The sequence below is a fragment of the Acidovorax sp. FW305-C-20-28 genome (genome assembly GCF_058783375.1).
Genome location: NZ_JBYSYM010000024.1, coordinates 1 through 14,267 on the forward strand (window position 1 = coordinate 1; position 14,267 = coordinate 14,267).

At 66.7% G+C, this 14,267-nt stretch carries 6 protein-coding genes; all 6 read right to left on the reverse strand.

Going from position 1 to position 14,267, the window contains the following annotated elements; genetic code table 11:
- Positions 1-4,925 (reverse strand): DUF4347 domain-containing protein (locus tag AC3WOH_RS24015; protein ID WP_492231842.1); only part of this gene is annotated, 4,925 nt, incomplete at its 3' end.
- A 354-nt stretch (positions 4,926-5,279) separates the two neighbouring features.
- Positions 5,280-5,714, reverse strand: coding sequence for a hypothetical protein (locus AC3WOH_RS24020; RefSeq protein ID WP_492231843.1), 435 nt, complete (start codon positions 5,712-5,714; stop codon positions 5,280-5,282).
- Between the two features lie 80 nt (positions 5,715-5,794).
- Entirely contained in the window at positions 5,795-10,987 is a 5,193-nt protein-coding gene (locus tag AC3WOH_RS24025; RefSeq protein WP_492231844.1) for a SwmB domain-containing protein, read from the reverse strand.
- Between the two features lie 360 nt (positions 10,988-11,347).
- On the reverse strand, positions 11,348-11,902 hold the full coding sequence (gene efp / locus AC3WOH_RS24030; RefSeq protein WP_492231845.1) for an elongation factor P: 555 nt from the start codon (positions 11,900-11,902) through the stop codon (positions 11,348-11,350).
- 139 nt (positions 11,903-12,041) lie between these two features.
- Positions 12,042-13,154, reverse strand: coding sequence for an elongation factor P maturation arginine rhamnosyltransferase EarP (gene earP, locus AC3WOH_RS24035; RefSeq protein ID WP_492231846.1), 1,113 nt, complete (start codon positions 13,152-13,154; stop codon positions 12,042-12,044).
- Positions 13,151-14,053, reverse strand: a complete 903-nt coding sequence (locus AC3WOH_RS24040) for a LysR family transcriptional regulator (protein WP_492231847.1) — start codon at positions 14,051-14,053, stop codon at positions 13,151-13,153. Before AC3WOH_RS24040 ends, earP begins: the two co-directional genes overlap by 4 nt.
- Positions 14,054-14,267 lie beyond the last annotated feature (214 nt).

A 14,267-nucleotide genomic window follows, 5' to 3' on the forward strand; every position in this document is an offset into this window, starting at 1 on the left:
GCGATCACCACAGCGGTATCCGCCCCGGCAGCCCAGTCCTCGGCGGCCGCCAGGTTGTAGGTCGTGCCGCTGGTGGAGCTGGTGCCATTCTTGTTGGCCAACTGGGCCAGGGCCGTGCGGTCGGCCGCGCCCAGGGTCAGCGTGAACGACGTGGCGCTGGTGATCTCCGCATTGGCGGTGGAGGAGGTCAGCGTGTAGGTGGCTCCGCCCTCGCCGGTGAGGGTGAACTTGGTGGCCAGGATGTCATTGGCAGCGCCGGCCTGGGCACTGAAGCCCGTGCCCGTGACTACCAGGGCACCGGTGGCCACGTTGTAGGTGGCACTGGTGATGGTAGGCAGCGGCACATTGGAGACCGTGATGGGCGAGACCGCATCGGCAATGCTGGCACCCGTGACCTCGCTGTTCCAGTCATCGGCCGCGGCCAGGTTGTAGGTGGTGCCGCCGGTGGAGGATGTACCGTTCTTGTTGAACAGCGCCTCCACCGCAGCGACATCGGCGCCGGTGAGGGCCACAGTGAAGCTAGTGGCCGAGGTGACTTCGACATTGCCCGTGGTGGACAGGAGATGGGAGCCGCCCTCGCCGGTGATGGAGAGCTTGTTGACCGTGATGTCGTTGGCGGCGCCCAAGGTGCCAACCAGGTTGGTGCCGGTGACGGTGAGCACGTGGGTGGCCGCGTCGTAGGTGGCGTTGGTGATGGTGGGGGCGGTGACGTTGCTGACCGTGATCGCGTTGCCCGTGAGGTCTGAACCCGAAGGCCTGGTCGTATTCCAGTTGGCATGCGCACCCACGTTGTAGACCGAATTGTCCGCAGCCAGCGTGCCATTCTTGTTCAGCAAGCCGTTGACCGCCAGCTTGTCTGCCGCGTTGAGGGTGATCGAAAAGCTGGTGGCGCTGGCGGCAGTGACGTTGGCGGTGGTCAGGGGGTAGGAGCCACCAGCACTTTGGCCCACGATGAGCAACTGAGAGACATCGATGGTGTCGCCGGCAACCATGTTCAGTGCCGAGACCGTGAGGGTGCCCGATGCGGCATCGTAGCTGGCCGACTGGATGTTGGGCGCGGCGTTGCTGACGGTGATGGGGTTGCCCGTGGTGTCGGCGATGTTGCCGCCGGTGATGGCGCTGTTCCAGTCATCGGCCGCAGCGATGTTGTAGGTGGTGGCGCTGGCCGAGGACGTGCCGTTCTTGTTGAGCAGATTGTTCACACTGGCGATGTCGGCGCCCGAGAGGATGATGCTGAAGCTGGTGGCATCGATCACCTCCACATCGCCCGTGAAGGACAGTGCATGGGAGCCGCCCTCGCCGGTGATGGTGAGCTTGTTGACCGTGATGTCGTTGGTGGCGCCCACGGCCTTGACCAGGCCGGTGCCGGTGACCACCAGGGTGTTGGTGGAGCCGTCGTAGGTGGCGCTGGTGATGGTGGGGGCGGTGACGTTGCTGACGGTGACGCCGTTGCCGCTGCCGTCGGCGCTGCTGGTGCGGGTGGTGTTCCAGCTGGCCAGGGCGGCCAGGTTGAAGGTGGTGCCGCCCGCCGAGGCGGTGCCATCCTTGTTCAGGATGCCGTTGACGTTGAGCCGGTCTGCGGCGTTCAGGGTGACCGAGAAGGTCGTGGCGCTCGAAGCGGTGACGTTGGCCGTGGTCAGCCCGTAGTTGCCGCCCTGGCCGGTGACGCTGAGCTTGCTCACATCGATGGTGTCGCCCGTGACCATGTTGAGGGCAGAGACCGACAGGGTACCCGTGGCGGCATCGTAGGTGGCCGACTGGATGTTGGGGGCGGCGTTGCTCACCGTGATGGCGTTGCCGGTGAGGTCGGCGATGTCGCCGCCGGTGACCAGGCTGTTCCAGTTGTCGGCGGCGGCCAGGTTGTAGGTGGCGCCACCGGCGGAAGAGGTGCCGTTCTTGTTGAGCAGGTTGCTCACGCTGGCGATGTCGGCGCCCGAGAGGGTGATGCTGAAGCTGGTGGCATCGATCACCTCCACATCGCCCGTGACGGACAGTGCATGGGAGCCGCCCTCGCCGGTGATGGTGAGCTTGTTGACCGTGATGTCGTTGTTGGCGCCGATGGTCTTGACCAGGTCCGTGCCCGTCACGGTGAGCACATTGGTGCTGCCGTTGAACGTGGCGCTGGTGATGGTGGGGGCAGCCACGTTGGAGACGGTCACACCGTTGCCGGTGGTGTCGGCACTGCTGGTGCGGGTGGTGTTCCAGCTGGCATTGGCGGCCAGGTTGAAGGTGGTGCCACCCACCGAGGCCGTGCCGTTGTTGTTGAGCACGCCATTGACGGCCAGCTTGTCGGCAGCGTTCAGGGTGACCGTGAACTGGGTGCCGCTGGAAGCGGTGACGCCCGTGGTGGTGAGGGTGTAGCTGCCGCCCTGGCCGGTGATGGACAGCTGGGTGGCGTCGATGCCGTCACCGGCCACCATGTTCAGGGCCGAGACGGTAAGGGTGCCTGAGGCGGCATCGTAGGTGGCCGACTGGATGTTGGGGGCGGCGTTGCTCACCGTGATGGGGTTGCCCGTGGTGTCGGCGATGCTGGCGCCGGAGATTGCCTTGTTCCAGAGGTTGCCGGCGGCGATGTTGTAGGTGGTGGCACCGGCCGAGCTGGTGCCGTTCTTGTCGAGCAGTGCGTTCACACCGGCGGCATCGGCACCCGTGAGCGTGATGGTGAAGCTGGTCTCGCTGGTGATCTCCACGCTGCTGGCGCTGGACAAGGTGTAGGTGGCGCCGCTTGCGCCGGTGATGGTCAGCTCGGAGGCGTTGATGTCGGGGTCGTCAAAGTCCTTGACCAGGCGTGTGCCCGTGACCGTGAGGGTGTTGGTGCTGCCGTCGTAGGTGGCGGAGGTGATCTGCGGTGCCTGCCAGTTGCTGACGGTGATGGGATTGTTGACGGTATCGGCAAAGCCCGTGCGGCTGGCATCGAAGTCCGATGTTGCGACGAGGAGGTAGTCCGTCCCCACACCGCTCTGGGTGCCGTTCTTGTTGAACACCCCATTGGCATGCAGCCTGTCCGTGTCGTTGAGTACGATGGTGAACGAGGTGGCACTGGTGGCCGTGACATTGGGGCTGGTGAGCTGGTAGCCTGCGACGTACAGCCTGTTCACAGCGATGGTGTCGCCGGCGACCATGTTGTCACCGGTGACCACCAGAGTGCCGGTGTTGGCGTCGTAGGTGGCGCTGTGGATGATGGGCGAGGCGTTGGTGACCGTGATGGGGTTGCCCGTGGCGTCGGCGATGTCGCCGCCGGTGACCACGCTGTTCCAGTCATCGGCCGCAGCGATGTTGTAGGTGGTGGAGTCGGTGGCGCTGCTGCCGTTCTTGTTGAGCCGCCCCACCAGGGCGTTCAGATCTGCGCCATTCAGGGTGATGGTGAAGCTGGTGGCGCTGGTGATTTCGACGTTGTTCGTGGAAAGGAAGTAGGTGTCCCCTCCCAAACCGGTGATGCCGAGTTTGCTGACGGTGATGTCGTTGGTGGGGCCGACAGTCTTGACCAGGCCGGTGCCGGTGACCGTCAGAGTGCCTGCGGTGCCGTGGAAGGTGGCACTGGTGATGGTAGGGGCGGTGACGCCGCTGACGGTGACCGCGTTGCCGGAGTCGGCGGCCGCACCGGCCTGCCAGCCGGCGGCACCGGCAAGGCTGAAGGGAGCGCCGCTGACGGGCGAGCTGCCATTGTTGTTGAGCAGACCGTTGACGTTGATCTTGTCTGTGTCGCTCAGCGTGACCGTGAACGAGGCGGTGGTGCTGGTGATGGGCCCGCTGCCGCTGGTCAGCTGGTAGCTGGCGCCACCCTGGCCGGTGACGGTGAGCTTGGCGACATCGATGGCGCCGCCGTTGGCCATGTTGGCGCCGGTGACCGAGAGAACGCCGGTGGCGGCGTTGTAGCTGGCGCTGGTGAGGGTAGGGGGAATGATGGGCGTGTCGAAATCGATGTCGTCCAGCGAGACGAAGATCTGCGGGCTGCCCGTTGCCGTGAACGTGAAGCTGGTGATGTTGTAGAAGTCCGCGTTGCTGGAAAAATCGTGCAACGGGTACTTGGTGTCCGTGGAGAAGGTCACGGCAGTTCCCCCCAATGGGGTCAGCGTGAAGTTATAGGACGGAGCGCCGGAGCCTGCGCTGTCTTCCACAAAGAAGCTCATTGACTTGAGCCGGAATGCACTGCCGTCGACGGCAGATACCGTGACACTGGTCGTGCCGGTGGCAAAAACGTCCAGCATCAAATATTTCGTGGTTGCCGGTGCCGAGGAGTCGAAGTTCTGAATCATGTGCTCGAAGGAACCTCCTCCTGCGAGGGCGTACCTGACGCCGTTGTAGTCCAGTGTTGCTGTGACACCGCCTATCTGTCCTGCTGCGACTTCAAAAGTCTGGTCCACCGGCGCGGCCAGTACCCCTTGGTAGTGCGCCAGGCCCGACAGGGCAGCCGTGCCCACGGCACCCTGCTGCCGGTCCAGCGCCCAGCTGCCGCCCAGGTGCGCGGCACCCACCAGCCCCGTGGCCGCGGCCACATGGGCGCCCGTGGCCAGTGCCAGGGCCTGCACGAATTCGGCGCCCAGGTCGCCCGCACCTGTACGGCAGCCATAGACCAAGATGTCGCCCTCTTCGGCCAGCGCCTGGCCGATGGTGGCCAGCGCCTGCGCATGGGCGGGCTCGGCCATCAGGGCGGCAGTCAGCTGCAGGCTGCCCAGCAGCAGGCTGCCCGGGGTACCGTGGCTCAGCACATGCAGCGCGGCGATGCCGCTGCGCCCCTGCAGGTGGGCGGCCATCTGCGCCAGGCCATCGCTCCAGCCATCGAGCACCACCACCTCGGCACCGGCGGGGGCCGCGGCCGCCAGGGTCTGCCAGTGGTGCAGGTCATCGAAGACAAACACCACGGACTGCGGCGATGCGCTGGCGCTTTCAGGCTGGTGGTGCTGGTCGATGGCTTGGCGGATCATGGGTGCTTCCTCAAAGGGGCGGCCATTTCTTCTGCAGGTGCGGGCCGCCCTGGGGTTGGTGGGTTCGGGTTGGCACAGGCAGGCCTGGCCGGGCCGCAAGGCCTGGCTGGCAAGGCATCACAAGGATTGCGCGCGCTCTCCCGGCGCGGGGTACCGCTGGCTCCCCGCAGGGATGTAGAGAAGGACGCTCAAGCGAGGCGCCCGTCGTTGTTGTTGTGCTTGGCCAGCGGATCGATTGATTATTACCAGAAAGTAAGTTTTCTTACAAAAGTGAATTGCCATCGGCGACCCGGCCGCTCTTCCTGGGGCACCACAAGGGCGCCCCGAGGGGCATCGGGCGGGACTGCTGCGTGGTCAGCAGCGCTGCAGCGCCTGGTCAGGATGCTGGCGGTACAGGGCAAAGAACTCGCTGAGCGAGGCCGCCACCCGCACGGGCGGGCTGTCCGGGTGCAAGGGATCGGCAAAGACTTCGGACTGGCCGCTGGCGGTGGTGCGCAGCCGAAACACATGGCTGTGGGTGAGGAAGTCGGCGAACTGCACCCCCCACTCAGAGGGCGGGCCCTGGTTGGCGCGGCCCACTTCCTTGAGCGACCACAGCCGCCAGAACGCGCCGTCCATCGTCGCCATGCCGCCCAGGGTGCTGTAGAGGGTGAGCACCTCGGGGGTGGCGGGCTGGCCGAGCCGGGCAAACAGGGCCTCGATCTGCGCGGGCTCCTCGGGCGGCAGCAGGTCGGCCCCGTCGATGCGCCAGCGGGGCAGGAGGGCTCGGAGATCGGCAGACAAATCCATTGCGGAATTGTCTGCCGGGATCGTGACGCCCGCAAGAATTCCGTGGGCCTGGGCCACCGCAAGGGGGCGGCCCTGGCTTGTCAGGCGAACTCAATCCCCCTGGCCGCCAGCCCCACCAGATCGATACGCACCGCCGTGGCATCCAGATTGGCCGCCATCACCACCAGATCGGCCGCACTGGTGCCCCCGGCCATGATGTCGGTGAGGATCTTGAGCTCACCGCTGGTGCCCGCCCGGCCCGTGATGCTGGTCCACAGGGTCTGCGCGATCTGGGTGGGGGTGCTCGCCCCCAAGAGCTGCAGCCCCAGGCCCGCAATGGTCTGGCTGGTGGCGCCAGCATCCAGCAGGCGAATCACCTCGCCCACCACCCCCTTGTTGGCCAGCATGGCGGGCCCGGCCAGCGCGCCCAGCAGTTTGGCCGCCTGGCCTGCATTGCCATTGAGATCCAGCGCTAGCTTGGTGTCGCTGAAGCTCACGCGTTCGACCCGCGTCACATCCAGCATCGCCCCATCGGTCATGCGTTGCAGTGTGAAGGATCCATTGGCGTTGGCTTGGATGTGCGTCTGCGCCAGGGTCGCGGGGATCACCACGGTATCGGTGCCCGCACCGCCATCCACATAGCGCGCCAGGCCCAGGGTCGGGCTGATGGTGTTGTTGGCCGCATCGCCGTTGACGAGCACATCGCGCACCGCGTCGACGCGGATGGCGCCTGCGCCTGCCATGCCATCGAGCAACTGCGCAGCCGTCTTGCCGGCGGTCTGTGTGGGGAACAGCTGGGCAAACAGCGTGGCCACCTGTTCGGCGCTTTGGCCGGCCAGGGTCTGGATGATGGCGCCTTCGCCCTGCGTGAGGTCGCGCCCCAGCCACTTCTGGAACAGGTAGGCCCCGGCCTCTTCTGCGGCGCTGTGCGCCACCGTGAGACTCGGCCCCGTGGCAAAGCGCACCTGCTCCACATCGACCAGCCAGTCGGAGACACCCGAAGCGGTGTGCGTCAGCTTGATGCCTGCCCCTTCCAGGGTCACGGTGTAGTCCGTGCGAGCGCCTTCCTGGATCGCCACGTCAAAGCCCGTGCCGCCGTTCAGGCGGTCGCTGCCCGTGCCCCCCGAGAGCTGGTCATTGCCCGCACCGCCGAAGACGATGTCATCGCCCGCATCGCCATAGACCTGGTCATCGCCGGCCTCGCTGCCCACGGTGTCGTTGCCGCCACCGCCATGGATGACATCGTCATCGGGGCCCAGCACGATCCATTGCGCGGCACCATCGCCGGTGGCCGCATTCTGGCCTGTGCCGCCGATGACGCGCACGGCGCCCACGATGGCCACGAATTCCACGTTGTCCACCTGGATCACGGTGCCCGAGGGCAGGGCGCGGGCATCGACCACCACGGCCTGGCTACCCGCGCCGCCAGTGATGACCAGCGGCGTGCCGGGGTTGAAGCCTGCGCCCGCGGTGGGCGTGATGGTCTGCACGGTGAGCGGCGTGCTGGCGCCCAGTGTGGATAGAAAGAGCTCGGCCTGTGGGCCCAGTTCTGTGCCCGTGCCCGCGAGCTTTTCGATGCGCTGGATCAGTTCCGTCTGGGCCGCGACGCCGGTGGCCGGGCCTTCGGCGGCGAAGCCCACGCCGGTGGGCACGCCCACTTGCAGCAGGCTCTGACCGCTGCCGGCGTCCCGGACCAGGGGAATGTCGGCCAGGGTGCTGGCCGAGCCCGGGGTGTCGGTGCGGCTGGGCGCCACCACGGGCACCGTGGTCGTGGTGCTGCCGTTGGGGGCCGTGGTGGTGGTGACAGGGGTGCCGTCCACCGTGGTGGCTGCTGGGGTGCCGCCCCCGCCGCCTCCACCACCCACGGGCGCTGACCCTGTGGTGAAGTTCAGGTCCAGTGGGCCCGCGATGCCGCCGAAGTAGTTGCCCAGGCCGTCTCTGACGATGCCGAACTCCGCCAGCACGTAGTAGCCCGTATCGCCGGCCAGGTCGTTGTGCGGGTTGAGCGTGAGGCTGCTGCCAGCCACGGCCACGGTGCCACCCAGGCTGCCTTCGCCGGTGGCCACGTCGAACTGCTCGACCAGGGAGTTGTCGCTGGTCTTGCGCACCGTCACATAGCCCTCGGCTGCGGTGACGTTTTCGGCAAACGTGAGCACCAGGTTGTTGCTGGGGCCCACGCCTGTGGCGTTGTCCGCCGGAGTGCTCGATGCGAGCACAGGGGCCTGGGTGTCGAAGGTGATCGACGGTGTGGTGCCCGCACCGCCGTTGTTGCCCGCGGCATCCGTGTAGGTGCCGGCCGCCACGGTGATGCTGGCCGTGCTGCTGTTGGTATTGGCCGTCGGCGTGAAGGTGGCGGTGCGCGTGAGACCGGTGCCAGAGATGGCACCCAGCGTGCCGCCGGTGACCACCACGTCGCCCACAGTTCCATCCCAGGTGAAGCTGGCGCCCGGGTCTTCGCTGAAGGTGAAGGTGATGGTCGCGGTGTTCCCCACGGGCAGGCTGGTGCGATTGCTGGTGATGGCCAACGTGGGAGCGGTGTTGTCCAGCGTGTAGGTGGGGTTGTGGGTGCCGCTGGGTGTGGTGCTGGCCAGCGCATTGCCGGCCGAGTCTTTCACGGCCTGGCCAGCGCTGAAGGCCAGGGTGACCGGGCCATTGTGGTTGGCGATGTTGCCCTCGGCGACCGTGATGTCCCAGGCGTTGCCGCCGACGGACTGCACATGGGTGACGAAGGCGTTGGAGCCACCCGTGACATCGAAGCCACTCGACAGGACGTCGTTGACGGCTTCGCTGAAGGTGACGCGGTAGACCAGGCTGTCGGCATTGGTGGTGCCCGATATCGGGGTCTGCCGGTCGATGCTGACGACCGTGGGGGCCTTGGTGTCGAAAGCCAGGGTGGGGGTCGTGCCCGCGCCACCGTTGTTGCCCGCTGCATCCTGGTAGCTGCCCGCGCCCACCGTGATGCTGGCCGTGCTGGCATCGGTGCCAGCCGTGGGGGTGAAGGTGGCGGTGCGTGTGAGGCCGCTGCCTGCAATGGCGCTCAGCGTGCCGCCGATGACGGACACGTCGCCGGTGGAGCCGTCCCAGGTGAACGTGCTGCCAGGGTCTTCGGAGAAGGTGAAGCTGATGTTGGCCGTCTGGCCCGCCTTGAGCTGAGCGGTGTTGCTGCCGATGCTGACCGTAGGGGCCGTGTTGTCCAGCGTGTAGGACTCGTCGGCGCCCGTGGGCGTGAAGCTGCCCAGCGTGTTGTTGGCCAGGTCGCGGATGGTTGGCCCGGAGTGCACGGTGAGGGCAACGGTGCCGTTGAGGCTGGCGATGTCGCCCTCGGCCACAGTGACGTCGTAGGTCTGGGCGCTCACCGTGCTTACTTTGGTGACCATGGCATCGGTCGCGCCGACGACCGTGAACGCGCTGGTGGCCACGTTGGTGACGTCTTCACTGAAGCTGACCCGGTAGACCAGGGTGTCGGCATTGGTCGTGGCCGCCGCAGGTGTCTGGCGCACGATGCTGGTGATCGTGGGTGCCGTGGTGTCGGGCGTGTTATTGATGACAGCCGTGGCGGTCAGCGTGATCGCGTCGTTGCCGGCCGCGTCCTGGATGGCGCTGGCGTCGTTGCCGCCCGTAGGGTCGGTGTAGGCCACCGTCACCGCCTGGCCATTGGCCACGGCGCTGGCCAGCGTGAGCGTGACGGTCTTGGCGTTGGCATCGACGGCGACGCTGCTCACGCCGACGCCGGAGCCACCCGCAGTCACAGTGAAGGCGTTCGTGCCGGGCTTGTTGACCGCGTCGAGCGTGCTGGCCTCGGTGTAGGTCATCACCAGGCTGTTGCCATTGACAGCGGCCGAGGCGAACGCCGGGGGCGTGGTGTCGGGCGTGTTGTTGGTGACGGCCGTGGCGGTCAGCGTGATCGCGTCGTTGCCGGCTGTGTCCTGGATGGCGTTGGCGTCGTTGCCGCCGGTGGGATCGGTGTAGGCCACAGTCACAGCCTGACCGCCGATGACGGGGGCTGCCAGCGTGAGGGTGACTGTCTTGGCCGTCGCGTTCACGACCACGCTGTTGACCGTGACAGGTGAGCCGCCTGCCATCACGGTGAAACTGATTGCTGAGGGCGGGTTCGACGCATCGAGCATGCTGGCTTCGGTGTAGGTCATCACCAGCGCACTGCCGTTGACCGTGGCCGAACTGAACGCAGGGGGCACGGTGTCCGGCACGGCAGCGCTCACGACGATATCGTCGATCCCCATGTTGATGCCGTCGCCACCGACCGCTTCGAAGACAAGGGTGTCGACATTGCCCCATGCCGAATTGAACGCCAGCTGGCCGCCGGGATAGTTGATATCCTTGACATAGGTGATCGTGCCCAGGGCATCGGAAGCCAGCAGGTTGACCGTTTCCGTCATCAGCAGCTGTCCGCCACTGCCGCCGTCATAGCCTTTCACGATGAAGGTGGTGGATGCCGTGGTGGCGGGTCCGCCTGCGACCTCCAGCTTCAGCGATTGCAAGGTGAAATTGTTCGCCAGCGAGGCCGCCTGCAGGGTGAACCTGGTTATCCCGTTGAGACTATCGAAGTTGAGGGCGAGTACCTGGCCGGTGAGGTAGCCGAAGCCGAACATGGCATCGAGCACATACGACGCGGGGTTGGTGCCGTTGAGTCCATACTGAAAGTCACCAAGGTCAGTGCGCGGCGACGTGGGCACGCCAGAGCCTTCCTGGGGATAGCTTTCAAAGTTTTCACTGGCGGGCGTGGCCAGCACGCCGGAATAGCGGACCAGGGTGGGACCGGAAAGCGCCAGTCCGGCCTGCACGTCCCCCTGGTGCTTTTCGAGCACCCAGTTGCCACCCAGCGCCGCGCTGCCGGTCAGGTCGATCGAGGCCGCCACGTCGGCGCTGGTGGCCGCGGCCAGGGCGGCGACGAAGGCCGTGCCCGTATCGCCCGCGGCGGTGTTGCAACCGTACAGCAGGATGTCCCCTCCGGGCGTGAGCGCCTGGCCGATGCGCGCCAGCGTGTCCGCATGGCCTGCAATCTCCGCGCTGCCCAGCGACAGGCTGCCCAGTTGCACCTGGCCGGGTTCGCCGTGGCTCAGGATGTGGATGGCGCCGATGCCGTCCTTGCCTTCCAGGAACTGCGCCATCTGCGCCAGGCCATCGCGCGTGGCATCGAGCACAACCACCTCCAGCCCCTCGCGAGCGCCTGCGGCCAGATCCTGCCAGTTGGGCAGGTCATCGAAGATGAAGACCAACTCCTGTGCGGTGGGGGCCGAGGCTGCAGACGGGGAGGGGAGGCTGGGGGAGACCATGGAAAAATCCTTGTGCGTCATGTGAGGCTCGATGGCTCAACACAGGGGCGGGCTTGGAAGGCGCAAGCGGGAGTCGATGTGATCTATTCAGGGTTGTTTGTATCAGATGGTAAACGCTGGCATGCGTTCAGGCGTATGGCTTTACACAAGAGACACGCTTTGCTTTGGGAGGCGTACCGGCACGAGGGCATGCGCGGCTTCCGCCCAGTTGATCGCCCGGGAACCGCACCAGCACGTCGCAGCAGTCGCTGCAGGACAGGGCAAGACCCACGGTCGGGGTTGCGGGAGCGCACAAGCGCAAAAGGCTTCCCGAGGGAAGCCTTTTGAGGGTCAACCTGCAGCCCCAGTGGGCCGCCGACCTTACACGCGCTTGCGGTATTCGCCGGTGCGGGTGTCGATTTCGATCTTGTCGCCTTGCGAGACGAACAGGGGCACGGGCACTTCGAAGCCGGTGGCGATCTTGGCGGGCTTCAGGACCTTGCCGGAGGTGTCGCCCTTGACGGCAGGTTCCGTCCAGGTGATTTCGCGCTCGACGCTGGTGGGCAGTTCGACCGAGATGGCCTTGCCGTCGTAGAACACCACTTCGAGGGCCATGCCGTCTTCCAGGTAGTTCAGTGCGTCGCCCATGTTCTCGGCTTCGACTTCGTACTGGTTGTATTCGGTGTCCATGCAGACGTACATGGGGTCGGCGAAGTAGGAGTAGGTGCAGTCCTTCTTGTCCAGGATCACGTTGTCGATCTTGTCGTCGGCCTTGAACACGTTTTCGGTGCCGAAGTTGCCGATCAGGCTCTTGAGCTTCATGCGCACGGTGGCTGCGCCGCGGCCGCCACGGGCGTATTCGGTCTTCAGGACGACCATGGGGTCCTTGCCGTGCATGATGACGTTGCCGGCGCGGATTTCTTGAGCGATTTTCATAGCAGTGTGGTTGCTTGGGTTGGGGGCCGCTCAACGCGCTGGCTGCAAGGTCTGCAGGGCCGGCACATGTTCCGCGGCGGGGTTGCGCGGGCTGCGGGCACCGAGGTGCCGCGCTGTTATTTGCGCAAAGCCTTGGATTTTACCTTTTTTCCTGGATAAAACCTACCAACTGGTCCACCAGGCTGCTTTGCTGCGCCAGACGGGCGCGGGCCGCCTGGATGCAGGCGGCCCACTCGACCAACGTTTCACTATCCGGAACCACCAGCGGGCCGTGGCCGGGGATGCCGTTCCAGGCGGCATGGAAGTCGCGCAGCGAGGCCGGGGCGCCCAGCCAGTCCAGAAACGCCGCCAGCTTGGCATGGTGGGCGCCATCGTCCTGGGGATAGATGTGCCAGACGAGTGCCCGGCCAGCCCACAGGGCGCGCACCAGCGAATCCTCGCCGCGCACGGCGTTGAAGTCGCAGGCCCACAGCAGATCATCAAAGCCCCGCTGGTCAGTGGCTCGCAGGTACTGCAGCTGCAGCGCGCCATGCTGTGCCGGCAGGGCGGCGAGCGCGGCCTGCACCGCCGCCGTGGCGCGCCCGGGCGTGACCAGCAGGCGCGTGGGCACGGCACCGGGTTGCAGGGCCTGGGCCAGCAGGGCGGGCAGAGCAGGGGGCTCGTAGCAGAACAGTGACATCCAGCGCTGGGGCATGGTAGCCGCCGGCGGCTGGGCCGTCCGCCAGGCGGTGGCAAACCCGGGCGGGCGCTGGTCCAGCAGGCCTGGCTCGCGCAGCAGGCCGCCCGTGGCGGGGGTGAAGCCGGGGTAGAAGAACCAGCGCGTCCAGCCCCGGGCGGGGCCGGACATCACGAGCGAGGGCAGGCGGTGGTTGCGCTCCACATAGGCCTCGGCCGAGAGGTATTCGAGGTTGATCCACACGGGCTGCCTGTCGTGTTGCTGGTGGGGCGCCCGCCCAACGGCCCATGAGAGAAAGGATTCGGGGATCTCGCAGCCAAAGGCCTCGACCAGCACGTCGGGCGCGGCCTCGTGCGCGGCGGGCAAGTCGCCGCCCCAGGGGCGCAGTTCCACCCCCGGGTGGCCTGCGGGTGCCATCCAGGCCAGGGCCGAGGCATCGTCCACCCACAGGCGCACGCGTTCGCCGCACGCAGCCAGCTGGCTGGCCAGGCGCCAGCACACGCCGATGTCGCCGTAGTTGTCGATGACCTGGCAGAACACATCCCACTGCAGGGGGGCGGTCGTGGCGCTGCTCATGCGGCGGGGCCCTCGGCGGGTGCGCACAGATGGTCTACCAGCAGCCGCGCCACGCTGGAGAGGGCTTCGCCCGAGCGCACGCACAGCACCAACTGGCGCTGCGCCCAGGGCTCGCTGAGCGTGACTACGCGGATCGGCTGCGTGCCCTTGTACAGCGCCGCGCTGCCGCGCGGCATGACACCCACGCCCAGGCCGGCCGCCACCATGAGGCACATGGCGTCGTAGCTGGTGACCTGCATGCGCAGGCGCAGCGGCAGTCCGGCCTCGGACGCGGCCTTGGTGAGCTGGTTGTTGATGGCGCTGCCCGGGTGCGCGCCCACGAAGTCGTGCGGCAGCACGTCGGCAAAGCGGGCGGACTTGCGGCGTGCCAGCGGGTGCTCGCGCGGCACCACCAGCACCAGCTCGTCGGTGCGGTAGGGCAACTGCACCACGCGGTCGCCGTAGTGGCCGTGGTTGAGGATGCCCACGTCGGCCGCGTTCTCGGCCACCGACTGGGCGATGGCAGTGCTGATCTGCTCCTGCAGCCGCACGTCCACCTGCGGGTGCAGGGCCATGAAGCTCTGCAGCTGCGCCGGCAGGAACTGCGTGATGGCCGAGATGTTGGCCACCACGCGCACATGGCCGCGCACGCCCGCGCCGTAGTCGCGCATCTGCGTGGCGATGCCATCCAGGTCGTTGAGCACGCCACGCGCCAGGTTCAACAGGGCATAGGCCGCGGCCGTGGGCTCGGTGCCCTTGTTGCTGCGGGTGAACAGGGAGACGTGCAGGGCGTCTTCCAAGTCGGCCAGGCGCCGGCTCACGGCCGATGCGGCCAGATGCTCGCGCGCGGCGGCGGCGGCGATGGTGCTTTCTTCCATCACGGCAACGAACAGGCGCAGGGAGACGGGGTCGAGCTTCATGTGGGCGATGTTAAGGCAGCGCAAAGCCAAGTCTTCGCGATGGCGCATGCCTTGGTTTGGGATGGACTGCTAGGCACAAAGCGCAGCCATAGCCCGTGCTATGGCGAGCATTTGTAACGACGCAGTCCGCCCAAAGCAGGGCGCGCGGCGCGCGAAGGACTTGGCTTTGCGTTGCCTAGTGCCATGCCGAATTGCGATGGTGGATTGTCATAAG

What these genes read in the sequence shown, in the direction of transcription:
- efp (WP_492231845.1), bottom strand. Translation starts at nt 11,902, where the DNA reads ATGAAAATCGCTCAAGAAATCCGCGCCGGCAACGTCATCATGCACGGC.
- AC3WOH_RS24025 (WP_492231844.1), bottom strand. Translation starts at nt 10,987, where the DNA reads ATGGTCTCCCCCAGCCTCCCCTCCCCGTCTGCAGCCTCGGCCCCCACC.
- AC3WOH_RS24040 (WP_492231847.1), bottom strand. Translation starts at nt 14,053, where the DNA reads ATGAAGCTCGACCCCGTCTCCCTGCGCCTGTTCGTTGCCGTGATGGAA.
- earP (WP_492231846.1), bottom strand. Translation starts at nt 13,154, where the DNA reads ATGAGCAGCGCCACGACCGCCCCCCTGCAGTGGGATGTGTTCTGCCAG.
- AC3WOH_RS24020 (WP_492231843.1), bottom strand. Translation starts at nt 5,714, where the DNA reads ATGGATTTGTCTGCCGATCTCCGAGCCCTCCTGCCCCGCTGGCGCATC.